22 protein-coding genes and 1 pseudogene are annotated in these 25,897 nt (G+C 53.7%); 18 read left to right on the forward strand and 5 right to left on the reverse strand.

All coding sequences use genetic code 11. The features are described from left to right. Both dprA and DB847_RS21935 read right to left on the reverse strand, forming a co-directional pair. Positions 1–1,125 carry a DNA-processing protein DprA gene (dprA, locus tag DB847_RS21930; RefSeq protein ID WP_108652579.1) on the reverse strand — a complete coding sequence of 375 codons (1,125 nt, stop codon included), beginning with the start codon at positions 1,123–1,125 and terminating at the stop codon, positions 1–3. After that, positions 1,122–2,210, reverse strand: coding sequence for a LysM peptidoglycan-binding domain-containing protein (locus DB847_RS21935; RefSeq protein WP_199911657.1), 1,089 nt, complete (start codon positions 2,208–2,210; stop codon positions 1,122–1,124). Before DB847_RS21935 ends, dprA begins: the two co-directional genes overlap by 4 nt. A 115-nt stretch (positions 2,211–2,325) precedes the next feature. Between DB847_RS21935 and def the strand changes: the two genes are divergently transcribed. The 15 genes from def to DB847_RS22010 all read left to right on the forward strand — a co-directional run bounded on the left by def (position 2,326) and on the right by DB847_RS22010 (position 19,089). Further along, positions 2,326–2,829 carry a peptide deformylase gene (gene def, locus DB847_RS21940; RefSeq protein WP_108652581.1) on the forward strand — a complete coding sequence of 168 codons (504 nt, stop codon included), beginning with the start codon at positions 2,326–2,328 and terminating at the stop codon, positions 2,827–2,829. 19 nt (positions 2,830–2,848) lie between these two features. Next, on the forward strand, positions 2,849–3,817 hold the full coding sequence (fmt, locus tag DB847_RS21945; protein WP_108652582.1) for a methionyl-tRNA formyltransferase: 969 nt from the start codon (positions 2,849–2,851) through the stop codon (positions 3,815–3,817). Next, on the forward strand, positions 3,814–5,112 hold the full coding sequence (gene rsmB, locus DB847_RS21950; RefSeq protein WP_108652583.1) for a 16S rRNA (cytosine(967)-C(5))-methyltransferase RsmB: 1,299 nt from the start codon (positions 3,814–3,816) through the stop codon (positions 5,110–5,112). Before fmt ends, rsmB begins: the two co-directional genes overlap by 4 nt. A gap of 3 nt (positions 5,113–5,115) precedes the next feature. Continuing rightward, the gene (trkA, locus tag DB847_RS21955) at positions 5,116–6,492 is read left to right on the forward strand and encodes a Trk system potassium transporter TrkA (RefSeq protein ID WP_108652584.1); all 1,377 of its coding nucleotides are present in this window, start codon (positions 5,116–5,118) and stop codon (positions 6,490–6,492) included. A gap of 204 nt (positions 6,493–6,696) precedes the next feature. Beyond that, a complete protein-coding gene (pssA, locus tag DB847_RS21960) occupies positions 6,697–8,046 on the forward strand; it encodes a CDP-diacylglycerol--serine O-phosphatidyltransferase (protein ID WP_108652585.1) in 1,350 nt (449 codons plus the stop codon). A 95-nt stretch (positions 8,047–8,141) separates the two neighbouring features. After that, positions 8,142–10,220, forward strand: coding sequence for an ATP-dependent DNA helicase RecG (gene recG, locus DB847_RS21965; RefSeq protein WP_108652586.1), 2,079 nt, complete (start codon positions 8,142–8,144; stop codon positions 10,218–10,220). 81 nt (positions 10,221–10,301) lie between these two features. Next, complete coding sequence (locus DB847_RS21970) at positions 10,302–11,189, forward strand: virulence factor BrkB family protein (RefSeq protein ID WP_108652587.1); 888 nt, start codon at positions 10,302–10,304, stop codon at positions 11,187–11,189. Next, positions 11,186–12,154: a prolyl aminopeptidase gene (gene pip / locus DB847_RS21975; protein WP_108652588.1), complete on the forward strand. Its 969-nt coding sequence runs from the start codon at positions 11,186–11,188 to the stop codon at positions 12,152–12,154. The genes DB847_RS21970 and pip overlap by 4 nt, the downstream gene beginning before the upstream one ends. After that, positions 12,154–12,591, forward strand: a complete 438-nt coding sequence (gene dtd, locus DB847_RS21980) for a D-aminoacyl-tRNA deacylase (protein WP_108652589.1) — start codon at positions 12,154–12,156, stop codon at positions 12,589–12,591. Before pip ends, dtd begins: the two co-directional genes overlap by 1 nt. 107 nt (positions 12,592–12,698) lie before the next feature. Then, positions 12,699–13,412 carry a hypothetical protein gene (locus DB847_RS21985; RefSeq protein WP_108652590.1) on the forward strand — a complete coding sequence of 238 codons (714 nt, stop codon included), beginning with the start codon at positions 12,699–12,701 and terminating at the stop codon, positions 13,410–13,412. Positions 13,413–13,922: 510 nt separating this feature from the next. Continuing rightward, complete coding sequence (locus DB847_RS21990; RefSeq protein WP_108652591.1) at positions 13,923–14,564, forward strand: DUF2959 domain-containing protein; 642 nt, start codon at positions 13,923–13,925, stop codon at positions 14,562–14,564. 139 nt (positions 14,565–14,703) lie between these two features. Next, complete coding sequence (locus DB847_RS21995) at positions 14,704–15,462, forward strand: DeoR/GlpR family transcriptional regulator (protein WP_108652592.1); 759 nt, start codon at positions 14,704–14,706, stop codon at positions 15,460–15,462. A 171-nt stretch (positions 15,463–15,633) separates the two neighbouring features. After that, on the forward strand, positions 15,634–17,196 hold the full coding sequence (gene glpD, locus DB847_RS22000; RefSeq protein WP_108652593.1) for a glycerol-3-phosphate dehydrogenase: 1,563 nt from the start codon (positions 15,634–15,636) through the stop codon (positions 17,194–17,196). A gap of 230 nt (positions 17,197–17,426) precedes the next feature. Next, positions 17,427–18,023: a ribosome biogenesis GTP-binding protein YihA/YsxC gene (yihA, locus tag DB847_RS22005; RefSeq protein WP_407644470.1), complete on the forward strand. Its 597-nt coding sequence runs from the start codon at positions 17,427–17,429 to the stop codon at positions 18,021–18,023. Between the two features lie 580 nt (positions 18,024–18,603). Beyond that, on the forward strand, positions 18,604–19,089 hold the full coding sequence (locus tag DB847_RS22010) for a hypothetical protein (protein ID WP_108652595.1): 486 nt from the start codon (positions 18,604–18,606) through the stop codon (positions 19,087–19,089). Between the two features lie 59 nt (positions 19,090–19,148). Here the strand turns inward: DB847_RS22010 and DB847_RS22015 are convergent, their stop codons facing one another. Then, positions 19,149–20,345, reverse strand: coding sequence for a NupC/NupG family nucleoside CNT transporter (locus tag DB847_RS22015; protein ID WP_108652596.1), 1,197 nt, complete (start codon positions 20,343–20,345; stop codon positions 19,149–19,151). 328 nt (positions 20,346–20,673) lie between these two features. On the opposite strand from DB847_RS22015, the gene DB847_RS24595 reads away from it, so the two are divergent. Further along, the gene (locus DB847_RS24595; RefSeq protein WP_159084793.1) at positions 20,674–20,871 is read left to right on the forward strand and encodes a hypothetical protein; all 198 of its coding nucleotides are present in this window, start codon (positions 20,674–20,676) and stop codon (positions 20,869–20,871) included. Positions 20,872–21,224: 353 nt separating this feature from the next. On the opposite strand, the pseudogene polA reads toward DB847_RS24595, so the two are convergent. Then, positions 21,225–24,007: pseudogene (polA, locus tag DB847_RS22020) on the reverse strand (DNA polymerase I). A gap of 371 nt (positions 24,008–24,378) precedes the next feature. On the opposite strand from polA, the gene elbB reads away from it, so the two are divergent. Both elbB and DB847_RS22030 read left to right on the forward strand, forming a co-directional pair. Continuing rightward, positions 24,379–25,029, forward strand: coding sequence for an isoprenoid biosynthesis glyoxalase ElbB (gene elbB / locus DB847_RS22025; RefSeq protein ID WP_108652597.1), 651 nt, complete (start codon positions 24,379–24,381; stop codon positions 25,027–25,029). Positions 25,030–25,102: 73 nt separating this feature from the next. Next, positions 25,103–25,630: an AAA family ATPase gene (locus DB847_RS22030; protein WP_108652598.1), complete on the forward strand. Its 528-nt coding sequence runs from the start codon at positions 25,103–25,105 to the stop codon at positions 25,628–25,630. Here DB847_RS22030 and DB847_RS22035 read toward each other — a convergent pair. After that, positions 25,602–25,892 (reverse strand): DUF3630 family protein, encoded by a 291-nt coding sequence (locus DB847_RS22035; protein ID WP_159084794.1) that lies wholly within the window; start codon positions 25,890–25,892, stop codon positions 25,602–25,604. The genes DB847_RS22030 and DB847_RS22035 overlap by 29 nt on opposite strands. Between the last annotated feature and the right edge of the window lie 5 nt (positions 25,893–25,897).

Here is a 25,897-nt window from a genome sequence, read left to right on the forward strand (position 1 = left end):
TCAGCGTCTCCTGATCCTAACGTAGCCACCAGCCACAGCTTCTACCCATCCCTCCAGTTCCAACTCTGTCAGCCGGGCGATAATCTCACCCACTGATTGCAGGCTTCGTTCTGCAATCTCATCAAGACTGGTGACTTCATAATCGACCAGCTCAAGGAGAGAGTCAGTTGGCAGCGAGTCCTGTTTGCCACTGCTCGTCTGCTCAAAGGAGCGGTAATGTAACACAGCAAAGGCTTCTAATGCTCCGATTTCTTCCACAATATCGGCCACATTGCGAACTAACTTAGCGTTATTTTGGATCAGTTGATTACTACCGTCTGCCTGAGGGTTGAGCAGGGAGCCGGGAATCGCGAACAGTTCACGCCCCTGCTCCAGGGTATAACGGGCCGTGATGAGGGATCCACTTTTCAAAGACGCCTCCACTACCAGGGTCCCCAGGCTCAGTCCGCTGATGATGCGGTTGCGCCTCGGAAAATGCTCCGGTCGAACCCCAACCGAGGGCCAGTGCTCACTCACCAGTGCGCCTCCCCGTTCACCTATTTCCCGGGCCAGCATCCGGTTGCGCTTAGGGTAGAGCTGATTCAGTCCACTCCCTAACACCGCGATACCAGGATATCCAGCCCCCACCACAGCCCGATGGGCGCAGCTATCGATTCCCAGAGCCAGACCACTGGTCACCAGGTAACCCAGCTCGCTGAGCCCCAGGGCAAAATGCCCGGCCATTTTTTCCCCATAGGGGGTAGGCCGGCGGGTGCCGACGATAGCCAGCTGTGGCTGCTGAAGAATTTTGGGGTCTCCTCTGACAAACAGCACAGGTGGTGCGCCGTGGGACTCTCTGAGTAGCTCGGGGTAACCTGGAGTGTCCGGTGTCAATATACTGTGTGCATCGCTTGCATCTAACCAGCGCCTGGCCTCATCGAGCATGCCTTGCATCCCGGGGGATTGCATCCAGCGCCGCTGCTCCGAATTCAGACCCAGCTTATCCCAAAGATGGGAGTCAAGAGAGGTTATCTCTGATGAGTTAAGACTGTTCCTCAGGGCACAAGCCCGAACAGGACCAACCCCGGGTGCAGTGGCCAGCATCAGCCAGAACTGCACCCGGGGCTCGAATAGCGCAGGTTTCATTGCACCTCAATCGAGTGGACCAGGTACTCCTTGCGGATAGGATCAATACTATCGAGAACCAGAGCAATACTCATCTTGTCGTAGACGCGAAACACCATCACCCGTCCAACCTGCTCCGAGGGAAGGGTTTCGGTATCGGTCGCAAACAGGTTACTAAAGCTTCCGGCCAGCGAGCTGTAATTGGCTTCAGGCTTACTTCTTCCGGTGACCGCGACCTCGATTCCGGGGCGCTCAATCATATACACATCGCCGGGCTTGAGCTTGTCTCTCATCCCCTTGTTGAGCACCAGCACTCCAAGCTTACCAACCTGGGTTTGCTGGTTGGCAATGTCCACCACATAGGCCCCCTTGACAGGATCTCCGGCCATCGGGGTAAAGTAAGCGCTCTGAGAATCCTGCTCCGGAAGCAACATCAACTTATCACCCTGCATCACAGCCCTGTGCTGCTTACGGATGATCCCTGAGGTCAGCTGATTATCATGGACCTTACCAGCCTGATAAATACCGACAAATATCGCCTGCTGCCCCAGAGACTCTCCGGTCTCGACATCCTCGTAGACCTTACCTGGCCGATAGATACCATACAGAGCGTCTTCCTGGAGGACACCTCGAACAAACACCTCCTCACCGGTCTGCATCCCCAGGTGGGTTTCATTGTTGCCCAGAACAAAAGGCAAGCTGTTGATATCATCACCATTAAAGATATGATCCAACCGCAGGAAGGGACCTATCTCCGACAGAGGCAGGGTTGGAATCGGCTGCACCTTCTCCTCTACCCGGACCTTTGGAGAGAGTCGAACCACCCGCTTTTTGACCAGCCGAGGTTCACCATTAATCCAGATGAGACTCAAAACATCCCCTGGATAGATCAAATGAGGATTACTCACCTGACGGTTAACCTGCCATAGCCTGGGCCATAGCCAGGGTGTTTTGAGAAACTTTTTAGAGATATCCCACAGGGTATCACCCTTCTTTACTGTATAGGTTTTCGGGTGATCCTGCTTGAGCTGCATCGCCTCTTTGGCGAACACCCCACCACAGGCCAGGGCAAGAGCCAAAGTTAACACTATCCAGAGTCGTCCCACCATAACCATCCCTGTCCTGAGAGCATCTGCTCTCTGTTGCTGTTTTTTAGCGTCACAAATGTCTAGAATACTGCCAGACTAATAACCAACTTTGTGCCAATCTGAGGGTTTTCGTATGGCCAAACTAGACGTACTTCGATTTCCGGATGAGCGACTAAGACTCATCCCTAAACCAGTCGAGGACTTTTCTCCCCAACTACAAAAAATTGTAGATGATATGTTCGAAACTATGTATGCCGAGGAGGGAATCGGTCTGGCGTCTACTCAGGTCAACATCGACCAGCGCATCGTCGTCATCGATCTTTCCGGCGATCACAGTGAGCCTCTGGTCCTTATCAACCCTGAGATCACGGTCAGCTCCGGCAGTACCGGAATTGAGGAGGGCTGCCTTTCTGTACCCTCAATTCAGGCACTGGTACCCCGTGCAGAAAAAATCACGGTCAAGGCCTTTGATACCAAGGGCGAGGCGTTTGAACTGGAAGCGGATGAGCTGCTGGCGATCTGTATTCAGCATGAGCTGGATCATCTGAACGGTAAACTATTTATCGATTACCTGTCGCCTCTCAAGCGCCAGCGAATTCGTAAGAAGCTTGAGAAACTCCAGAAGCAAGACCAGTAATTACCACCCAGAGGTTGTTTTGAGTCAGTCATTAAAAATTATTTTTGCCGGAACGCCGGATTTTGCAGCGCGCCATCTTGAGAAGCTGCTGGACAGTGAACATCAGGTTATCGCCGTCTACACCCAACCGGATCGCCCTGCGGGGCGGGGTAAAAAATTGCAAGCTAGCCCGGTCAAGCAGCTTGCCGAGCAGCATCAGCTGCCGGTCTACCAGCCCAGAACCCTTCGCGATAGCGAGGCGCAGCAGGAGTTGGCCGCTCTGGATGCCGATCTCATGGTGGTGGTCGCCTATGGCCTGATCTTGCCGCAACTGGTGCTGGATACCCCACGCCTGGGCTGCATCAATGTGCATGGCTCTTTGCTTCCTAAGTGGCGGGGGGCTGCGCCGATTCAGCGCTCGGTGTGGGCCGGCGATAAGGAGACCGGCGTAACCATAATGCAGATGGATGCCGGCCTGGATACCGGGGCCATGCTGCTGAAAAAGAGCTGCCCGATTGACTCTGATGAAACCTCCGAGTCCCTCTATCTTAAGCTAATGGACATTGGTCCGGATGCCCTGCTGGAATCCCTTGAGGGGATCGCGGCCGGCACCCTCGCAGCCGAGGCTCAAGATGACTCCCTTGCAACCTACGCAGAAAAACTAACCAAGGCCGAGGCACAGCTCGACTGGACCCAGGGTGCAGCAGCCCTGGAGCGCCAGGTGCGCGCCTTTAACCCCTGGCCGGTCAGTTATTTTACGATCCAGGATAAAAACATCCGGGTCTGGGAGAGTGAGGTGATCGGTGATCCCAACACCCTTGAGCCGGGAGTAGTGCTGAGTGCGAGCGCCGAGGGTATTGATATCGCCACCTCCGAGGGAGCAATTCGACTCCTCAAGCTACAGATCCCCGGAAAAAAAGCGATGTCCGCCCGGGATATTCTAAACTCGCGGCGCGACTGGTTTACCCCGGGCAAGCCTGTCGGCGTTGCCGATGAGGAGCAAGCATGAAAACCCGCGCCGAAGCTGCCCGAGTGATCCATAGCGTGATCCATCAGGGCCAGTCCCTGTCAAACGCGCTTCCCAGGGCTCAGGCCAAGGTCGGTGCCCGCAATCGCGCCCTGCTGCAGGAGCTGTGCTTCGGCACCCTGCGCTGGTATGGCCGTCTGGATGCGATCGCTGCACAACTTCTGAAAAAGCCTCTTAAGGGCAAGCAGCGGATCCTGCATTCGCTGATCTTGGTGGGACTCTACCAGCTCCTCTATACCCGGGTACCGGATCATGCAGCGGTTACAGAGACAGTCAATGCCAGTAAGCTGGTTAACTTCGCAACCTTGCGTGGGCTGGTCAACGGAGTACTGCGTAACTTTATGCGCAACCGGGATGAGCTGTGCGAAAGCACCGATCAAAACCCGAACGCGCGCTTGAGCCACCCCCAGTGGTTGAGTAACAGGATCAGGCAAGCCTATCCGGAGCAGTGGCAAGACATACTCGAGGCCAACAACCAGAAACCACCGATGTGGATTCGGGTCAATACCGCCAAAGTCAGTCGCAGCGACTGGCTGGAGCAGCTCACGGAGCAACAGCTTGAGGGTGAATCCTCTGAACTTGCCAGCAGTGCGGTTCAGCTTGCCCAGGCCACCGATGTAGAAAAGTTGCCGGGATTCAGCGAGGGTCGCTGCTCGGTACAGGATGCAGCGGCGCAGATGGCGGCCCTATTGCTTGAAGCGGCACCCGGTGAGCTGATTCTTGATGCCTGTGCAGCCCCCGGCGGCAAAACCATCCATATCCTGGAGTCGCAACCACAACTCAAGCAGATGGTAGCCGTGGATAGTGAGGCGGACCGCCTGGAACGGCTCCAGGAAAACCTCGGGCGCAGTTGCTACCAGGCCAAGGTACTGCAAGGGGATGCTTCCAAACCACAACAGTGGTGGCAGGGCGAGGCTTTTGACCGCATCCTGCTGGATGCGCCCTGCTCGGCAACCGGGGTGATCCGTCGTCATCCGGATATTCGCTGGTTGCGTCGTGATACGGATATTGATGAGCTGGTGAAACTCCAAGCCTCGATTCTGGATGCGATGTGGCAGCAACTCAAGCCAGGCGGCACCCTGCTGTATGCGACCTGCTCCATCCTGCCCCAGGAAAACAGCCTGCAGATCGAACTGTTCCTGGAGCGCACCGATGATGCCAGACTCTGCCCGCTGCCCCAACAGTCTGACCCTAAGGCGATCGGCTGGCAAATCCTGCCAGGAGAGCAGGGAATGGATGGATTTTATTACGCAAAACTGCAAAAGATGGAAGCCTAGACCATGAAGATCACCATTCTCGGAGCCGGACAGGTCGGGGGCACCCTCGCAGAACACCTGGTGAACGCCAACAACGATATCACCCTGGTGGATACAGATATGGATCGCCTGCGGGAGCTTCTTAACCGTTATGATCTGAGAGTGGTGTGTGGCCATGCGGCAAACCCGGAAGTCCTGAGGGATGCAGGGGCCCGGGATGCGGATATGCTGGTTGCGGTCACCAATAGTGACGATACCAACATGGTGGCCTGCCAGATTGCCCAGACCCTGTTCCACACCCCGAAGAAGATCTCACGCATTCGCTCCGAGTCTATTCTCAAGGAGCAGGAGCAGCTGTTTCGCTCCGATGCGATTCCCATCGATCATGTCATAGCTCCTGAGCAGCTGGTGACGGACCATATCCGGCGCCTGATTGAATACCCGGGCGCCCTGCAGATCGCTCATTTTGCCGAAGGAAAAGCCAGCCTGGTGGCGGTTCGGGCTTACTACGGGGGGAGTCTTATTGGCCGACCGATTGCCGCCCTGCGCGAACACCTGCCGAACATAGATACCCGGATCGTCGCCCTGTTCCGCCAGGGGCGTCCCATCTCGCCCCGGGGCACCACGGTGGTTGAGGCGGACGATGAGATCTACTTTGTCTGCTCCACCAGCCATATCCGTGCCGTGATCTCCGAGTTTCAACGGCTGGAGCGGGGCTACCGGCAGATCATGATCGTCGGGGGCGGCCATATAGGGGCCAACCTGGCCCATCTGCTGGAATCGCGCTACACGGTCAAGCTGATAGAGCAGGATCCCGACCGTAGCGAACTGCTCTCGGAGCAGCTGCAGAGCAGCACCATACTGTGTGGCGACGCGGCCGATCAGAGCCTGCTATCGGAGGAGCATATCGAGCAGGTGGATATGTTTATTGCGGTCACCAATCAGGATGAAGCCAACATCATGTCCTCGATGCTGGCGAAGAAAAACGGGGTACGCCGGGCGATCGCACTGATTCAGAACCAGGCCTACCTGCAGCTGGTCCAGGATGATGTCATCGATATCACCATCTCTCCACAGCAGGCAACCATCTCTGAGCTGCTCTCCCACGTGCGCCGGGCAGATATCGACGCTGTGTTTTCACTGCGAAACGGCACCGCCGAAGCCTTCGAGGCCGTTGCCCACGGTGATAGCAACACCTCCAAGGTGGTAGGCAGGGCGATCGGTAAAATCAAGCTTCCCCATGGGGCAACCATAGGTGCGGTGATCCGCCACAAGAAGGTGCTGATCGCCCATGATGACATCATCATTGAGCCGGAAGACAGACTATTGCTGTTTCTAATAGACTCAGGCTGCATCGCTGAGGTTGAGCAGCTGTTCCAGCCCAGTGCCCTGTATATCTAACCCCTTACTCAAGAGCATGCCGGAAGAAAGTGTGCTCTAACGCCCACAAAATAGCGGCTATCGTGCACAAAACCGCCAGACACTCCGTTTAATTTGGCAGCTCAGGCTGCATGCTGGTAGAATTTTGCCTCTTGGCAACAGGCTTTGTCGAACGGCTGATGAGGACGCCAACATCAATTCTAAGATTACTAAACGGACAAGACTATGAATCTATCTGGACATTCTCGCAGGCTGCTCAACAGCTATCCGCAACTGGCAGTTGACGCACAGAGCTACCAGGTTCTCTACTCGACCAAGGCATTCAAAGAGCGCATCCTGGAGCTGATTGCAGCAGCGACCCAGCGGATCTATATCGTCGCCCTTTATCTGGAAGATGATGATGCCGGACGCGAGATTCTGCGCGCCCTGTTTGAAGCGAAACAGCAGCGCCCCAACCTGGATGTTCGGGTCTTTGTCGATTTTCACCGGGCCCAGCGCGGCCTGATCGGCCAAAAAGAGTGTGCCGGTAATCGCCAGATGTACCAGCAGATGGCCGCCGAGTATCAGCACCCTATCGATATCTGTGGGGTACCGGTTAAGAGTCGTGAGCTATTTGGCGTTCTGCATCTCAAGGGGTTTGTGTTTGATAATACGGTGCTTTACTCGGGTGCCAGCCTCAACGATGTTTACCTGCATCAGAGCAGCAAATACCGCTTCGATCGCTATCACCAGATAGGAAGCCAGCCACTGGCCGACTGTATGGCCAATTTTGTGCTGCGCCACTTTTCTGAAAACCCGGCGGTGCGCTCGCTGAACGATACCCAGATCCCAACCGCCAAGCAGCTCAAAAAAGAGATCAAAGAGTTTCGCCAGCAGATGCGTCGGGCCCACTACCAGTTCCAGGCCGAAGCAGTCACCCAGGGCGAATTCGGCATCACCCCGCTGGCGGGGATGGGTAAACGAGGCAATCACCTCAACAAGCTGATCCGTCACCTGATTCGCTCTGCGCGCCAGGAGATCTTCATCTGCACCCCTTACTTCAACCTGCCCCGCCCGCTGGCAAAAGAGATCTGTAAGAAGATGCGCCAGGGGATCAAGGTCACCCTGGTGGTCGGTGATAAGACGGCGAATGATTTCTATATTCAGCCGGGTGAGAAGTTCACCACCATAGGCGGTCTGCCCTACTTCTATGAAACCTATCTGCGGCGCTTTGCCCAGGCCAATGAGCACTTCATCCAGCAGGGGCTGCTCAACATCATGCTTTGGAAGCATGACGAAAACAGCTATCACCTCAAGGGGATGTTTGTCGATCAGGATCTGGCCCTCATCACCGGGAATAACCTCAATCCCCGTGCCTGGGGCATGGATCTGGAGAACGGCATCCTGATCCAGGACCCTCAGAAGCTACTGGCCGATGAATTTGCCAAAGAGAAAGAGGCCATCTTGCAACACTGCAGCCGCATTGACAGCTTCGATCAGCTGGAGCAGATCAGTGATTATCCGGATGAGGTCCAGCGTCTTTTGAAAAAGATCATCAAGATGCAGGCACACCATATCATCAAGCGGATCGTCTGAACCTCCCTGTGCCAAGGCACTTCCCGGGAGCCATGCTTGGGCTCCCGGTGACTCTTTGATAGGATGGGTGGCAATTGATGCTACCTGTCACAACTATGCGCCTAGATCAGCTCCCGGTACAGCACCTCAAGGGTGTCGGAGAAAAGATGGCAGCCCGCCTGCAAAAGCTTGGGCTGTTCACGGTACAGGATCTCCTGTTCCACCTGCCCCTTCGCTATGAAGACCGCACCCGCCAGTGTCCTATTAGCCAGTTACAACCCGGGATGCATATAGGTACCACGGGGACCATAGTGCGCACCGAGCTGATCCCGGCCCGTAAGCGAATGCTGCTCACCACCATCACAGATGACAGCGGTCAGCGGCTTGGACTGCGCTTTTTCAATTTTTCGGCAGCCCAAAAAAATACTCTGCAACCGGGTGAGCGGATCCACTGCTACGGAGAAGTGAAACCCGGCCGCCACCAGCTGGAGATGATCCACCCCGAGTACCGCTTACTCAAAGAGGAGCAGCAGGCTCAACTTGAACAGGCACTCACCCCCGTTTATCCAACCACAGAGGGGATCCGCCAGCTCACCCTGCGCAACCTGTGTCGCTCGGCGCTTGAGCTATTATCCCGTCACCCACTCACCGAGTTCCTGCCGGATAACCTGCGCCCCCACAACCTGCCGCTGACCCAGGCGCTGCAGCTGCTGCATCACCCACCGGCAGACACCTCCCTGGAGCAGCTCGAAAGCGGGCATCATCCGGCCCAGCAGCGACTGGTAAGTGAAGAGCTGCTGGCTCACCACCTCTCTTTGCTACAGATGCGTGCCAAACAGCATCGCCATCAGGCCCCAGTGCTGAGTGAGCAGAACGGCCTGACGAAGAAGCTTCTCAACAACCTGCCGTTCTCACCCACCGCCGCCCAGCAGCGGGTGGTCCGGGAGGTGATTACCGATATTTCCAAGCCCCACCCCATGATGCGCCTGGTTCAGGGAGATGTCGGCTCGGGGAAGACCCTGGTTGCCGCCCTGAGTGCATTGCAGGCTCTTGAGCACCAGTACCAGGTGGCACTGATGGCCCCCACCGAGATCCTTGCTGAGCAACATGCCCACACCTTCAGCCAGTGGCTGGAGCCTCTGGGGATCCGGGTCGGCTGGCTGGGGGGTAAGCTCAAAGGCAAGGCCCGGCAAACCCTGCTCGATGAACTGGCGGCCGGTGAGATCCGGATGCTGGTCGGAACCCACGCCATCTTTCAGGAACAGGTGCAGTTCCATAAACTGGCCCTGGTGATCATCGATGAACAACATCGTTTCGGGGTTCATCAAAGGCTGGCCCTTCGCGAAAAAGGCGCTCACTCGGGACTGTGGCCCCATCAGCTGATCATGACCGCAACCCCAATTCCCCGCACCCTGGCGATGACCGCCTATGCGGATCTCGACTGCTCTGTCATCGATGAGTTGCCCCCAGGCAGGACCCCGGTCACCACTGTGGCGATCCCAGATACCCGTCGCCAGCAGGTCATTGAGCGGGTCCGAAATGTCTGCCTTGAGGAGAAGCGCCAGGCCTATTGGGTCTGCACCCTGATTGATGAGTCGGAGGTTCTGGAGTGCCAGGCTGCCGAAAACACCGCAGCAGAACTCAGTGCCCAGCTTAGTGAACTGAAGGTTGGCCTGGTGCATGGCCGGATGAGTGGCCAGGAAAAGCAGGCGGTCATGGCTCAGTTCAAGGATGGGGAACTGGATCTGTTGGTCGCCACCACAGTGATCGAAGTAGGAGTGGATGTACCTAACTCCAGCTTGATGATCATCGAAAATCCGGAACGGCTGGGACTGGCTCAGCTTCACCAGCTTAGGGGCCGGGTCGGCCGAGGCGCCGTCGCCAGCCACTGTGTGCTTCTCTACCACACACCACTCTCGGCCACGGCCAAGCGTCGCCTGGGAGTGCTGCGCGACAGCAATGATGGCTTCTATATTGCCCAACAGGATCTGGAGATCCGCGGGCCAGGTGAGCTGCTGGGAAGCCGGCAAACCGGGGTGGTAGATTTCAAGATTGCCGATCTGGTTCGTGATCAGGGGCTGATCCCAGAGGTGCAGCGACTCGCCCACCACCTGATGCAGTCCGCTCCCCAGAGTGCCTCCGGCCTCATCAGCCGCTGGCTACCGATCGAGAGTCAGCAGTTTTCTCAGGCCTGATCCTGAATCACAGAGGAACTGGAGCAGATGCCCACAGTTCTGACACAATGTAATAAGAAACAGATGCAAGGCAGTGGATCTATGGAGTTACCAAGCGCAAGTAAGCTCACCCGTTACCAGCAGCAGCTACGCCAACACACGTTGCCGTATCTTCACTTCTTCTGGCAGCGGCTCAAAGAGGACCGGATCACCCTGACCGCCGGGCACCTTGCCTATGTCACGGTGCTGTCCCTGGTCCCTATGTTTATGGTGCTGTTTTCGGTGATGTCCGCCTTCCCGGTGTTTCGCCGGCTCACCTCGAATATCGAATCCTTTATCTTTAGTAACTTTGTCCCCACCGCAGGAGACCTGCTGCAAAAGTATCTGCATCAATTTGCCACCAACGCCTCGCAGATGACCGCCATCGGTATCGCGGTTCTGATTGCGGTGGCCCTGCTGCTGATTGGGACCATAGATAAATCACTCAACACCATCTGGCGGAGTAATAAGGGGCGCTCACTGCCAATCGCCTTCTCGGTCTACTGGATGATCCTGACTCTGGGGCCGATTCTGCTGGGTGCCAGCATAGCCGCCAGCTCTTACGTGATCTCGATGAAGATCTTCCAGGATGACCGCCTGGTAGGCTTGGGTAGCATCTTTTTGAGCTGCCTGCCCTTTATCCTGTCGGTGCTGGTTTTTTTACTGATGTTCACCATCATTCCTCACTGCCGGGTCCGGTTGAGCCATGCCCTGTGTGGTGCCGCCTTTTCGGCCGCTCTTTTTGAGCTCGCCAAGCGCGCCTTTGCCCTGTATGTGACCCACTTCCCGACTTATCAGCTGATCTACGGAGCTCTGGCAACCATTCCGATTCTGTTACTATGGATCTACTGGAGCTGGTTTGTCGTTCTTCTGGGAGCGGAAGTAACCGCCTCCCTTGGTGCTTATCAGAAAAAGCTTGCGACCAACTCTCACCAGAAGGAATCAACATGAGAGGATTGTTTCCCGCACTGCATACGGATCACCAGTGGCAACTCGAGGTGAACCACAAGCACACCCTGTATATCGAGCAAAGTGGCAACCCGGAGGGGATCCCGGTGCTGATTTTGCACAATGGTCCGGGAGAGTCCAGCAACCCGGACCATCGCCGTTTCTTTGACCCCGAAAGATACCGGATCATTCAGTTTGATCAGCGGGGCTGTGGACGAAGCCAACCTCATGCCAGCCTGAGTGATAACAACACCCAGGCGTTGATTGCGGATATCGAGCAGATCCGCCAGCAACTTGGAATCGACCGCTGGCTGGTGTTTGGTAGTGGCTGGGGCTCCTTGCTCGCTCTGTGTTACAGCTCCAATCACCATGAGCAGGTGTTGGGGCTGCTGCTGCACAGTGTGCAGCTGGGACGCCAGCAGGATATCGACTGGCAGTTCTCCCCCGATGGTGGAGCGGCTCAGCTATTCCCGGAGCATTTTACCGAGCTTCTCGCTCCCCTGGAGCGCCCTAGCTCCACTCAGAGCATACTGGAGCAGTACCAACAGCTGCTCACCAGCCCCAATGAGCTGAGCCGGTTGCATGCCGCCCGCTGCTGGAGCCAGTGGAAGGCTCGCACCGCCAGCCTGCTCCCCTCCCAGAGCCTGCTGCAGCGATTTGAAGACCCGCATATAGCCCTGGCGCTGGCGCGGATAGAGAACCATTACCTGTGTAACCATTTCTTTATTCCGGAGCGCTACCTCCAGGATTCTTTAGAACCGCTGCGTAGCCTGCCCGGGGTGATGATTCATGGGCGCTACGATATGCAGTGCAAACTGGAAAACTCTCTAACCCTGGCCAGGCAGTGGCCCGAGTCTCAGCTGCAGATTATTCCCGCGGCCGGTCACAGCTGCTTCGAACCTGCTATCATAGACGCCCTGGTTAAAGCCAGTGATGTACTGGCTCAGCGATTGGAGCGAAACAGATAGTGATAGCATTAATTCAACGAGTATCCGAAGCCAGTGTCACTGTAGATGGCGAAGCCACAGGCACCATAGGCAAGGGTCTGCTGGTGCTACTTGGAGTGGAGAGAGAGGATACCCAGGCTCATGTCGATAAGCTGCTGCACAAGGTTGCCGGCTATCGCATCTTCCCCGACGATGAGGGCAAGATGAACCTCAATGTGCAGCAGGCCGGAGGCTCTTTGCTGGTGGTCTCCCAGTTCACCCTGGCTGCGGACACCAAGAAAGGGATGCGTCCCGGATTTTCCGGTGGCGGCAGCCCACAGCTTGCCGAAGAGCTCTATCACCACTTCGTTAAACAATCCAAGGCGAAAGAGATCCCGACCGAAACCGGGCGCTTTGGCGCCGACATGAAGGTACAGCTGGTCAATGACGGGCCCGTGACCTTCTGGCTACAGGTGTAGGTTGTGTTTGACCCTGCGGGTTAGGGTTTCTGACCTGCGGTCTGCTGGTTGCCACTGCGTGGCATTTTGTCGGGACCGCCCGACAGAGGAAAAAGGGATCTTTTCTGATGACCTGCGGTCAGCTTTTTTTATGCCTTCGGCACAGGGTCGGTCTCGCCCGACTGGCGAGTTACTTTTCTGCCGAGAAAAGTAACCAAAAGCTCTCTACGCGTGATGAGTCCCTCCATCAAGCTCCGATGCTCGGCATCCTGCCTCGAAAAAACAAGCACCCAGGCGATCTCACAAGTAAATATAATATCTGCATTCATAGCGTATCAATATCTAATGGATCTATAGGTAATCATATGTCAGGCATTATGAGTTTTTTATTACCCTTTATCGGGGGTGCTGCGGCGGCAACCACTGGCCCTTTTTTCAAGCAGACTGCCATAAATTTTGCAAACCGGAGATCTAAAGTTGTAGAAAGAAGTGAATCAATAAAGGCTGCGCACCAGTTGAGATTCGCCTCTCTTGATCGAAGGCTTGAGGCTCACCAGAAGGCCTTTTCCCTATGCCGCCACTTTGCCGCGCTTCTTAAAGAAGATGAGGCACGAAAGGAGATGATAGGCATCTGTGATAAATGGTGGGGAGAGAACTCACTGTACCTTGAGCCAGATGCCAGAGAAGCATTCCTTCGTGCAGTCATAGCACTTAGAGATTATCCGTTGTGTGGGGATAATGATGTCAGAATAGAGCACAATCGGAACATTAATGATGCCCCAGAGATTATTCAAAAAGCTGTTTCGCTCCCTCCTATTAAAAAAGATATTTCAGCTCGTTGATCCAACGAGCTGAAATATCAGGTTCCAGAGGCCCGAAAAAAATTATCTGGATGATAATCCCGGCTAAAGGAACACGGACACAGGGAAGATATACTCAGTTAGTTAATCCGGTTTGGTACTTGAATTTTGTACTCGAGGCATGGATGCCGATGTGCGTAGCTCTGCGGAGGGACTCGCAGTGCGAAGCGAGATTTTGCCTACTTTTAACGATACAAAAGTAGGGCGCAGTCGGCGCCCCGACATCTGTGCCGAAGGCACAAAGCAACAGCCCGCAGGGCTAACACCCCCCTTAACCCGCAGTCCGCGACTGGACAATTGTGCCTCTGGCACAAATCAGCAGACCGTAGGTCAAACAACTCCTGTTCTTATCCTACGGATTGGCTGATTGCCACGCTGAGGCAATTGTCTCGAAGAGACAAAGCCATCCCATGAGGGATATTCAGCTATTGAATATCCCTCCCCTCTCATCCATAGTTCTGATTTATAAGATATTTTTAAAAGGAGTTTAGGATGCGTTATCTGATAGTGATCGCTCTGTCGGTGATGGCGTTGACGGGCTGCCAATCCGCCTATTATTCAGCGATGGAGAAGGTTGGCTACCACAAACGGGACATCATGGTGGATCGGGTTGAAGATGCCAAGCAGTCCCAGCAGGAGGCTCAGCAAGAGTTTACCAGTGCGCTGGATGCACTCTCGGCACTGACCAACTTTAAGGGCGGGGATCTGGAGGATATCTACAACCGGGTCAACGACAAATATCAGGATAGCGAGAAGGCTGCGGCCGATGTTCATCAGCGGATCGCCGATATTGAAGATGTTTCACAGGCCCTGTTTGAGGAGTGGAACTCGGAGCTTGATCTCTATACCAGCAGTAAACTGCGCCGGGCCAGCGCCCAAAAGCTCAAAGAAACCAAGGCCTCATACAATAAGATGCTCAGCGCGATGAAGCGCTCAGAACAGAAGATGACCCCGGTTCTCAATACTCTCAGGGATAACACCCTCTACCTCAAGCACAATCTGAATGCCGCAGCTGTGGGTTCACTGCAGGGTGAATTTGCCAGCCTGGAGAAAGAGATCCAGAGCGCCATCAAGCAGATGAATGCTGCGATTAATGAGTCCAACCAGTTCCTGGAAAAACTCAAAACCAAGTAACCTCTCCCTCTCAGACGGGGATACCTCAGGGTATCCCCTTCATTCCTAGTCGCCCCTGATGAAGGCACGCAGCTCTGGTTGCTGATGAGCGAATACGCTAACATAGCTCACATTCGAAAAAATAGCCGTGGAGAAGCATGTGAAACAGAGTCAGCGCCACCAACAGATCCTGCAACTTCTTCAGGATCAGGGCTTTATTTCTACCGATGGTCTGGTGGCCCGCTTCGAGGTGAGTCCACAAACCATCCGCCGCGATCTTAACGAGCTTGCAGAGCAGGGCCTGATTCAGCGCCATCATGGTGGCGCCTCCATAGAATCAAGCACCATGAATACCGCCTACTCCACCCGCAAGATCCAGGCCCGGGAGGAGAAAGACAGGATCGGTGAGGCGATCGCCAGTCATATCCCGGATCATGCTTCTTTGTTCATCGATATAGGTACCAGCACCGAGGCCGTTGCCAAGGCCCTGCTCGGGCATAAGGGGCTCAATATTGTCACCAATAACCTGAATGTAGCGAGCATACTTACCAGTAAGGATGACTTCACCGTGATCATCGCCGGTGGCGAAATCCGCAACCGGGACGGTGGCATTATCGGTGAGGCGACCCGGGATTTTATCAGTCAGTTCCGCATGGACTTTGCGATTATCGCCATCTCGGGAATCGACAGTGACGGTTCACTGCTCGATTTTGACTATCACGAGGTTAAGATCGCCCAGGCGATGATCGCCAATGCTCGTAGCACCTATCTGACCGCGGATCACTCTAAGTTTGGGCGCAACGCCATGGTCAACATGGGAAAAATCAGCGATGTGGATGCCCTGTTTACCGATCAGGAGCCACCGGAAGAGCTGATGGCCCTGATGCAGCAACACCAGGTTAACTGCTATATCTGCTAACTGATTCACGATCCTGAGTGTTCGGGATCGTCCCCTTCCCACCCTACCCCGGCATCTCCCACTTCCATTTGTTGATTTTTTGTTTCGAAATGCTCGAAAAATGATTTCCTCTACCCTATAATGTTCGAAATCGAACATATGAGCGTTTACCGAGCGTAGGGGGAGCTATCCATGAGCGAACAAGTTTATGATCTGGTTATTGTTGGCGGAGGGGTCAACGGAACAGGTATCGCAGCCGATGCTGCAGGCCGTGGACTCACCGTTGCTCTTTTTGAAGCCGATGATCTGGCGAGTGCCACCTCTTCTGCGTCCAGCAAACTGATCCATGGTGGATTGCGCTACCTGGAGCACTATGAGTTCCGCCTGGTCAAAGAGGCCCTCGCCGAGCGGGAAACCATACTTAAAATGGCCCCGCATATCGTTTCGCCCATGCGCTTTCGCCTGCCCCACCGCCCTCACCTCAGACCCGCCTGGATGATTCGAGCCGGCCTGTTCCTCTACGATAACCTGGCTAAGCGAGTCACCCTGCCCGGCAGTTGTACCCTGAAGTTTGGGCCGGACAGCGCCCTCAAGCCGGAGATCCGCAGGGGATTTGAGTACTCTGATGGTTGGGTCGACGATGCCCGTCTGGTGACTCTCAACGCGATGCAGGCCCGGGAAAAAGGGGGGGAGATCTATACCCGCACCAAGGTTACCCGAGCCACTCGCCACAAGGGGCTCTGGCAAATAGAGGTCACAGATTCACTCACCGGGGAATCCAGAGAGGTTTTGAGTCGTGGTCTGGTGAATGCCGCTGGCCCCTGGGTCAAGTCCTTCTTTGATGAATCACTCACGGAGAACTCTCCGCGCAACATCCGCCTGGTCAAGGGAAGTCATATCATAGTTCCAAGGATCCACGATGAACCTCAGGCCTATATATTACAAAATGATGATCAGCGAATCGTGTTTGTGATCCCTTATTTACAGCAGTTCTCACTGATCGGTACCACGGATGTTGAGTACCAGGGTGATCCGCGCAAGGTCGCTATCGATGAGGATGAGACCCAATACCTGATTCGAGTGGTCAACGACCACTTTAAGCAGCAGATCAGTACGGATGATGTGATTGCCAGCTACTCGGGGGTTCGTCCTCTGTGTGATGATGAGTCCAGCTCGGCCCAGGCCGTCACCCGAGATTACACCATGGAGCTATCGGATGCCTGTGGCAAGGCTCCGCTACTGTCGGTCTTTGGCGGCAAGCTAACGACTTATCGAAAACTGGGCCAGGCTGCCCTGAATAAACTCAAGCCCTATTACCCCCATGCCGGTGGCGACTGGACCGCCAACTGTGCCCTGCCGGGCGGAGATATTGAAAGCGCCGCATCTCTGGAGCAGGGGCTCAAACAAGAGTATCCCTGGTTAGAGGCGGATCTGCGTCGCCGGCTGGCCCATAGCTATGGCAGCCTGAGCCGCCAAATGCTGGGCCAGGCGAGAAGCTTCAAGGAGCTTGGAGAACATTATGGTTGCGGCCTGACCGAGCGTGAGCTGGAGTATCTTATCAAGCATGAGTGGGTAGTGAGCGCCGATGATGTTCTAAGGCGCCGCAGCAAGCTTTATCTGTTTATGACCGGGCAGCAAAGGCAGCATCTGGCAAAAGTTATGGAGCAGAAGTTACCGGAGATCCTTAGCGAACGATTTCAAAGCGCCTCGTCAGCTACAAAAGAGTTAACCATCCCTGAGGTCGTCAACGGGTAAGCGATAAGCTCTGCCCGAACTGGCGGCTCACAGGGAGTGTGAGCCGCCATCCTCTTTTTATCTTGCTCATTCGCGGCCTGTTCTACTCTTTTCGCCGCAAAACAGCCACAAAACTACCCCTTGAATCACCTCAGATGCTACAATCGCGGCGTTCAAAGAAATCTAGCTGCTTGTGGAGAATTATTGTGGAGCAGAAAACCCGACTACCCTTCAATCAAACGCACTTTGTGATGAGTGCACCGGATCTGTCAAAGCTCCCCAAAGATGACTCCATCGAAGTGGCTTTTGCCGGACGTTCCAACGCGGGTAAATCCAGTGCACTCAATGCCCTGACCCAGCAGAAAAACCTGGCCCGAACCAGTAAGACCCCGGGGCGGACCCAGTTGATCAACCTGTTTGAGATGGAGCCGGGCAAGATGCTGGTGGATCTTCCGGGTTATGGTTATGCCAAGGTTCCCCTTGAGGTGAAAAAACACTGGCAGAAAGCCCTGTCAGAGTACCTGCAGCACCGTGAGCAGCTCAAAGGGATCGTGGTTCTGATGGATATTCGCCACCCGCTCAAGGAGCAGGATCAGCAGATGCTGCAGTGGGCCAGTGAGTCCGAAATCCCGGTACTGGCCCTGCTGACCAAGGCCGATAAGCTCAAGCCTGGCCCACGTAAGAGTCAGGTACTCAAGGTCCGCGAAGAGCTAGCAGATCTCGGCGGAGAGATTCAGGTCGAATCCTTCTCTTCCACCAAGGGGATCGGTTTGGATAAGCTCAAGGCTGTACTCACAACCTGGTACACATCATCCTCAGTGGATGATGAAGAGACGGAGCAGGAGTAACTCTCCCAAGGCTGCCCCCAGGCAGCCTTTGTTTTTAGCTCGTGTTTCACATCTGATGTTGCTCTGTGGTTTCACGACTCACCAACACTGTGTGTATCCAAATCTCTTGCATAAGACTCCTACCCAGCTCAGCTGCCGCATCCCTGTGACACAAGGCCGGTGGCCTTGAATCAATACAGCTTTATATAAGCAACAGATCCGAGACACACCCTTTTTTATAGCTCACCACTTAATTTGAAAACTCGCTGATTAATTAGTGATAGAAATTTGCTACAGGTTATTTACTCCGAAATTGAATAAACAGCATGCCAATACATCTAGGGTAAATTTTATTTTTTAATTCCTGATAATCACCTGTTTATTAACTTAATCCGGGTGAGCACTAAGACGGGGCATACTCAAAAAACCTTTCTTTTTCAAATAAATCCATGCTAGCTTGAATGAGGTGATTATGTTTTATCACTTTATTCAAATCTGTAACCTGAAAAATATAGCCCATTCCCAACCGGGAGATAACGGGGCAGTCGCACTCTTATATGTTTGCATTTTTAAATGGATTTATAATTAAAAAGGATATTTAATGAAAATAGTTCTGTCTTTTCTACTCTGTGGCCTGCTTATCAGCTTATCGGCCCAGGCTCATTCCGTATTTACGCTTCACAATGAAACAGGGAGAGCACTCACCTACACCGATGGAATGAGTGCGTTTCAGCACAAAGCCAAAGCTGGAGAGAATATTGTATTCAGCTTTCAAAAAGAGATCCCTGAAAACAATGGGATTAGCTTTAAAAACAGAGTTAACTCTTCCATATTGCTGATGATTGATTTTTATTGTACGCCCGAACAGAAAAGTGTGGTGGGTTGTCAGCATGACTTCAGCAGCTGGTTGATCGGATCAGATACCGCCTTTAACTGGAGATATCCTGATCATCACAAGAGCATTGAGATGTGGGTCTGCACCAGCCGACAATACTCGAAACTTGGTCACTGTCCAAATGTTCCATGGACAGCTGGCGACTCGGGGCAGCTGCACGGCATCAAAGGTCCTGTCGGTCTCCCAAGCTGATCTACAGGCATAAAAGAGCCCCGGCATGCCGGGGCTTAAACTCTGTAGCTATGGCCTGATTAGTTAATCAGAACTCCGGCGATGACCGCAGAGAGCAGGCTCACCAGGGTCGCACCATACACCAGCTTGAAACCAAAGCGGGCAACCATGTCTCCCTTCTCTGCATTCAGGCCCTTTACGGCACCGGCCAGTACCCCGATGGAGCCAAAATTTGCAAAAGAGACCAGGAAGATAGAGATAACTCCGGTGGTGTGGTGACTCAGGCCCGTTTGCTTAGAAAGGCTAATCATGGCCACAAACTCATTGGTCGCCAGCTTGGTCGCCATGATGCCCCCGGCCTTCACCGCCTCTGCCCACGGAATATTCAGCATATAGGCGATGGGTGAGAACAGGTACCCGAGAAGCTCCTGGAAGCTTATCCCTATGATGGCATCAAACACACTATTCAGAGCCGAGATAAGCGCCATGAAACCGATCAGCATCGCCGAGACGATGACGGCGACCTTAAAGCCATCGAGAATATATTCTCCAAGCATCTCAAAGAAGGATTGCTTCTTTTCATCATCAACCACAATCAGATCTTCTCCCTCGGCCAGGGTGTAGGGGTTAATGATGGAAACAATGATGAAGGTGCTGAACATATTCAGCAGCAGAGCGGCCACGACATATTTAGGATCCAGCAGCTGCATATAGGCACCGACCACAGAGAGGGATACGGTGGAAAGAGCGGTTGCCGACAGGGTATACATCCGCTTCTCATCAATCTTTGGAAGCAACTGTTTAATGGTGATAAAGACTTCGGACTGGCCAATGGTCAATGAGCTAATGGCATGAAAGGATTCGAGCTTACCAAGACCATTTATTTTACTGAGGACAATACCGATGCATTTAATAACGAGGGGAAGAATTTTGAAGTGACGCAGAATGCCGATGAGAACTGAGATGAATATTATTGGCATCAATACGTTGAAGTAGAAAACAAAATGCCCTTTAGCTGCCAAATCTCCGAAAACAAAAGCGACTCCATCGTGGGCATAACTCAATAATTTTTCGAAGAAACCACTGACTGAACCAACAACGACTTGACCACTCCCGGTTCGCATTAAGAGATAACCAAGCACTATCTCTATCACCAGCAACTGTAAGATCGGCCTCTTACGTATATTTTTTCGATCATTGCTCGACAGGTAGGCCAACAACAGAACCAACACTAAACCGGCAAAAAAAAACAGATACTTCTTAGCTTCAAACAACATCATCCCACCTAAGCCAACTTCAGCATGAGTGCTGAAAAAATTGATTTACATTTATCTATGATGCCATTTATGTCCCTATCGAATGGTCGAGGGCCCCCAAGGACTGTCCATATTGCGCCCATAGCAAGGAGGACTGACCCAATGGGGAGTCCTGTGATTGCAAAAGCACACTCGAAAGCGGCTGCATTTTACACAAGCTGGCGCCAGAGTCCAGAATATTTTTGAGATTGATCACCCATGTCACCCTCACTCCGGGAAGCAAATGAGTCGGCCTCAAGGTTAAAGGAAGGTTAATTGCTCCATGATCCCAGGGACAGGAACAGTATGTATGAAAGTTACAAATCGCCAGATATCTGTAAACCAGCAACAGAATTTGAAAGAAAAGTCCGCCATCGCCAGGAAGCGCCGGAATTTTGAAGGGATGATAGGAAGCGTATCGATTTTTATCCAGCCGAGCCGGCTGGAACCAAACATTCCCTGGCCCCAAAAAAAACGCCCCAGCACCTTACGATGCTGGGGCGGCTAAAAAAGCCATACTCAATCACGTGAAACAAAAGGTCTGAAAGATAGAACATCTTACCTCTGTACCCTACGCCGCTAAATGTACTCGATCCCGGAACAAAAGAAAACCCTTTTCCGTAATAAAGTTTCAGTTTTGAATTAAAGTAACAGCATGTAACTTCGGGTATTCAAGTCTGTATCCCTCACAACTGGTTAACATTGTTTAATCCAGGCCTGCCGCCCACTGAAATTGAAACCAAAAAGCCCACTGCATCAGGATGACGCAGTGGGCCAACATGGCTCATCATCGAATGCTCATTAGGCAGAGCCCCGATGAATAAGGTTTATAGAGGCGCCTACAGCGCCGGATGTGATTGGTTAGTGAGCCTGATCCCAGTTATCCCCTTCGCCAGCCTCTACCAGCAGGGGCACCGCCAGATCTGCGGCCTGCTGCATCAGTTCAACCACCTTGCTCTGCACCTCAGCCAGCTTGTCATGACGCACCTCGAGGACCAGTTCATCGTGGACCTGCATCAGGAGGCGTGCATCACCCTCGGCCTGCTCAGCTATCCAGCGATCCACCTCAAGCATCGCCCGCTTGATGATATCTGCCGCCGTCCCCTGCATCGGGGCATTGATGGCAGCACGCTCGGCTGCCTTGCGCCTTGCTCCATTTCGGGCGTTGATTTCGGGAAGGTAGAGCCTGCGCCCGAACAGGGTTTCAACATAGCCCTGCAGCTTTGCCTGCTCACGGATCTTCTCCATGTAGCTTTCAACTCCGGGATAACGTTCAAAGTACTTATCCATGTAACTCTGAGCTTCTACCCGCGAGATCCCGAGCTGACGGGACAGACCAAAGGCACTCATGCCGTAGATAAGGCCAAAGTTAATCGCCTTGGCACTGCGCCTCTGATCAGAACTCACCTGCTCCGGGGAGACACCAAACACCTCGGCAGCGGTTGCCCGGTGAATATCCAGCCCCTGGGAAAAGGCCTCCAGCAATCCCTTATCTCCCGACAGGTGTGCCATGATTCGAAGCTCGATTTGCGAATAGTCCGCAGCCAGGATCCGGTAGCCCTCGGGAGCCACAAAGGCGCGACGGATCAAGCGTCCCTCCTCGTTGCGTACCGGAATATTCTGCAGGTTAGGATCCGATGATGAGAGGCGCCCAGTGGCCGTGACCGCCTGGTGATAGGAGGTGTGCACCCGACTTGTATCGGGATCAACCATTTTGGGCAACTTATCGGTATAGGTTGACTTGAGCTTGGTCAGGGAGCGGTACTCCAGGATCACCTTGGGCAGAGGGTAGTCCAGCGCCAGCTCCTGAAGCACCTCTTCCGCCGTTGAGGGGGCGCCCTTGGGGGTCTTCTTCAACACCGGAAGCTTAAGCTTGTCAAACAAGAGCTCCTGAAGCTGCTTAGTTGAGCCAAGCTTGAACTCATAGCCGGCCAGCTCATAGGCCTTTTGCTCCAGGGCATCGATCCGCAGCTGAAGTGTTTTGCTCTGCTCGGCCAGCAGCTCACAATCGATCATCACCCCGGTTCGCTCCATGCGGGAGAGCACAGGGATCAGCGGCGCCTCCAGCTCTTGATAAAGCGCTTGCAGAGAGGGCTGCTGTTCTAGCTCCGGCCAGATTTTATGGTGTAGCTGCAAGGTGACATCCGCATCTTCCGCCGCATAGGGCGCCGCCTGCTCCAGTGGCACCTCGTCAAAGGTCAGCTGCTTCGCTCCCTTACCTGCGACCTCCTCATAACTGATCGGCTTGTGACCGAGCCAGGTTAGCGAGAGAGTATCCATATCATGGCGGCTACCTATGCTCTTGAGCACATAAGACTCGAGCATGGTATCGTACACCACTCCCCTTAAGTTGATCCCGTAGCGGGCCAGCACACTCATATCATATTTGATATTTTGTCCCACCTTGAGCCGGGTTTCATCCTCCAGCAGAGGCTTTAGCTTTGCCAACACCCACTCGAGGGGTAACTGCTCAATTTCACCCGATTCCTTATGGGCCAGTGGCAGGTAAGCCGCCTCTCCGGGCGCCGTCGCAAAGGAGATCCCAACCAACTCGGCCTGCATGTAGTTAAGGCTGGTGGTTTCGGTGTCCAGGGCAAAGAGCTCGGCTCCTTCAAGTTTGTTCAGCCAATCGGAAAATTGAGATTCGCTTGATATCACCTGATATCGGCTTCGATCGATCCCCTGATCGGCCGGATCCTGTTGCGGCACATTTTGCGAAGGATCATCCTCAGGCGCAGCAGCTGAGGATCCCGGGTCCTGATCTTTTTTCAGGAGCTCTCCAAGCCAGCGGCGAAACTCGAGTTCAGCGTAAAGATCTTTGAGAGCATCCTCATTTGCATCCGAGATCTTAAGCTCACCAGGACGCAGCTCCAACGCCACATCCGTCTTGATCGTTGCCAGTTGATAGGAGAGCTCAGCCTGCTGGCGATTCTCCTCCAAACGTGCCCCCATGGTCTTAGATCCTCTGAATCCAAGCTCGGGGATCTTATCCAGAGACTGATAGATCGCCTGGATCCCCCCAGACCATTGAGTAGCGACAGAGCGGTCTTTTCCCCAACCTTAGGCACACCGGGAATGTTATCGGACTTATCTCCCATCAGGGCCAGGTAATCAATGATCAGCTCAGGAGGAATGCCAAACTTCTCCCGCACCCCGGCTGGATCAAGAATGGTATTGGTCATGGTATTGATCAGGGTGATCTTATCATTGACCAGCTGCGCCATATCCTTATCCCCGGTGCTGATGAGAGTACTCAGCCCCTCATCGGCCGCCTGCAGCGCCAGGGTGCCGATCACATCATCGGCCTCAACCCCTGGAATTGAGATGAGTGGCAGACCCATGGCACGGATCACCTTGTGCAGAGGCTCGATTTGCTGACGCAGATCGTCAGGCATGGGTGGCCGATTCGCCTTATATTCGGTATAAAGCTCGCTGCGGAATGTTTTTCCACTGGCATCAAAGATCACCGCCATGTGGCTGGGTTTGTATTGTGAAAGCAGGCTGCGTAGCATATTGACCACACCATAGACCGCCCCCGTAGGCTCTCCCCTGGAGTTGGTGAGATGGGGTGGCGCATAATAGGCGCGGTAGAGGTAGGAGGAACCATCAACAAGGATAAAGGGATTTTCTGCTATCTGAGTCATCGCGGGCTGAACATGGTAAAAAATTGTTGCTAGAATGCCATAACCCCCTCTCAGACACCATGCCCCAGACTCATCTTGACACCATGTGGATAACTCTGTGACAAAAAATAGATCCCGAGACTCTCGAGTGAAGATCTTAAGGATCTGAAAATATATCTACATATATTTCATGCAGTTATATTCACACCTAAGGATCTTACCGCTGAATATCAAAATCCTTAAATTGTGGAAAACTTCAAATGGATCTTTTGGATCTTTGATAAATATTTGTTATTTAACTCTTTTCTGAATAACCACCTCGAAGCACTGCTGGCAAAAGGGTACCATTACAGCTCCAGCTATCCACTCCAAACGGTTAAAGGATGATCTGTATGAAAAAAATTGCTGTTATTCTCAGCGGCTGCGGTGTCTTTGATGGCAGTGAGATCCATGAGTCGGTCATCAGCTTACTGGCGATCCGCAGACAGGGAGCCAGCTACCAGTGCTTTGCCCCCAACGTGCCTCAGTACCATGTTATCGACCACCTGACAGGGGATGAGCAGTCTGAGCGTAGAAATGTCCTCAAAGAAGCGGCCCGGATCGCCCGGGGAGAGATCCAGGATCTCAAGCAACTGGATCCATCTGAATTTGACGCCCTATTGATCCCGGGAGGATTCGGCGCAGCCAAGAACCTGTGTGATTTTGCGATCCAAGGGCCGGAGTTTCAGCTCAACCCCCAACTGCAACGGGTTGCCAGCGCCTTTGCCAAAGCCAAAAAGCCCGCCGGTTATCTGTGTATCGCCCCGGTAATGATCCCGCACTTCTATGGCCCTGGAGTTGAACTCACCATAGGTAAGGATCCACAAACCGCAGCGGCGATCACCGCCCTGGGCGGCAAACATATCGAGTGCGCCGTCGATGACTATGTCTATGATGAGCAGCACCGGGTCCTGAGCACCCCAGCCTATATGCTGGCAGGCTCTATTGAAGAGGCCGCCGACGGTATCGAAAAGCTGGTCGCCAAGCTTGTTGAGATCGCCTGATTTACTCACCTGCTCCATGCTCTCCCTCTATTTCCCTGTGGGATAGGGGGAGTTCAAATGTGCGAGATAAGAAATGCCAGATAAACAGCCTACTCTATACGTCTTCTCCGGCCTGCCCGGCAGCGGCAAGACCACCCTCTCTACCCTGCTGGCACAACATATTAAAGCGGCTTACCTGAGAATAGATACCATAGAGCAAGGCCTGAAGGATCTTTGCCGGTTCAACGCAGTTGGGGAGGGGTATCAGCTGAGCTATCGCCTGGCGACCGATAACCTTAAGCTGGGAGTGAGTGTGATCGCCGATAGCTGCAACCCCATCGAGCTGACCCGCCAAAGCTGGCAAGGGATCGCGGCCCAAGCCGGGGCACTATGTCACAATATCGAAGTGATCTGCTCAGATAAAGCAGAGCATCGCCGGCGGGTTGAACAGAGGACCTGCTCGATTGCCGGGTTAAAGCTTCCGAGCTGGCAACAAGTACAGGCCCGGGATTACCACCCATGGGAGCGTCCCCGCCTGTTGATTGATACCGCGGGGCAAACACCCCGCCAAAGCCTGGAAACCCTACTGGCAGTTATTTCTCAAACAAGTGGCATAAGCTGAAAAAACCGGGATTATCGAGTCTGCCGGCAGGCTCAATCCAGCAGCTATCCGTGTAACACTGATAATGAAACAGCAGGGTCTGCCCCTCAAAATCAAGCATCCAGCAGTAACGATCGGCGGCCCACTCCCTGTCCAGGACAGTGAAATTATATTGGGAGCACAGCTTACGAGCTTTACCCTCGAAACTTTGCTCCGACAGGCCTTCACAATCGAGTAATACTACCTGACGCTGCTCATCCCACCCTTTTAGTCGCCAAACCAACTTGA

It is taken from the genome of Dongshaea marina, assembly GCF_003072645.1.
Classification (GTDB): domain Bacteria; phylum Pseudomonadota; class Gammaproteobacteria; order Enterobacterales; family Aeromonadaceae; genus Dongshaea; species Dongshaea marina.

Coding starts and splice junctions, on each gene's coding strand:
- dprA (WP_108652579.1), bottom strand. CDS start 1,125: ATGAAACCTGCGCTATTCGAGCCCCGGGTGCAGTTCTGGCTGATGCTG.
- def (WP_108652581.1), top strand. CDS start 2,326: ATGGCCAAACTAGACGTACTTCGATTTCCGGATGAGCGACTAAGACTC.
- rsmB (WP_108652583.1), top strand. CDS start 3,814: ATGAAAACCCGCGCCGAAGCTGCCCGAGTGATCCATAGCGTGATCCAT.
- trkA (WP_108652584.1), top strand. CDS start 5,116: ATGAAGATCACCATTCTCGGAGCCGGACAGGTCGGGGGCACCCTCGCA.
- pssA (WP_108652585.1), top strand. CDS start 6,697: ATGAATCTATCTGGACATTCTCGCAGGCTGCTCAACAGCTATCCGCAA.
- recG (WP_108652586.1), top strand. CDS start 8,142: ATGCGCCTAGATCAGCTCCCGGTACAGCACCTCAAGGGTGTCGGAGAA.
- DB847_RS21970 (WP_108652587.1), top strand. CDS start 10,302: ATGGAGTTACCAAGCGCAAGTAAGCTCACCCGTTACCAGCAGCAGCTA.
- pip (WP_108652588.1), top strand. CDS start 11,186: ATGAGAGGATTGTTTCCCGCACTGCATACGGATCACCAGTGGCAACTC.
- DB847_RS21985 (WP_108652590.1), top strand. CDS start 12,699: ATGACCTGCGGTCAGCTTTTTTTATGCCTTCGGCACAGGGTCGGTCTC.
- DB847_RS21990 (WP_108652591.1), top strand. CDS start 13,923: ATGCGTTATCTGATAGTGATCGCTCTGTCGGTGATGGCGTTGACGGGC.
- glpD (WP_108652593.1), top strand. CDS start 15,634: ATGAGCGAACAAGTTTATGATCTGGTTATTGTTGGCGGAGGGGTCAAC.
- yihA (WP_407644470.1), top strand. CDS start 17,427: ATGAGTGCACCGGATCTGTCAAAGCTCCCCAAAGATGACTCCATCGAA.
- DB847_RS22010 (WP_108652595.1), top strand. CDS start 18,604: ATGAAAATAGTTCTGTCTTTTCTACTCTGTGGCCTGCTTATCAGCTTA.
- DB847_RS22015 (WP_108652596.1), bottom strand. CDS start 20,345: ATGTTGTTTGAAGCTAAGAAGTATCTGTTTTTTTTTGCCGGTTTAGTG.
- DB847_RS24595 (WP_159084793.1), top strand. CDS start 20,674: ATGAAAGTTACAAATCGCCAGATATCTGTAAACCAGCAACAGAATTTG.
- elbB (WP_108652597.1), top strand. CDS start 24,379: ATGAAAAAAATTGCTGTTATTCTCAGCGGCTGCGGTGTCTTTGATGGC.
- DB847_RS22030 (WP_108652598.1), top strand. CDS start 25,103: ATGCCAGATAAACAGCCTACTCTATACGTCTTCTCCGGCCTGCCCGGC.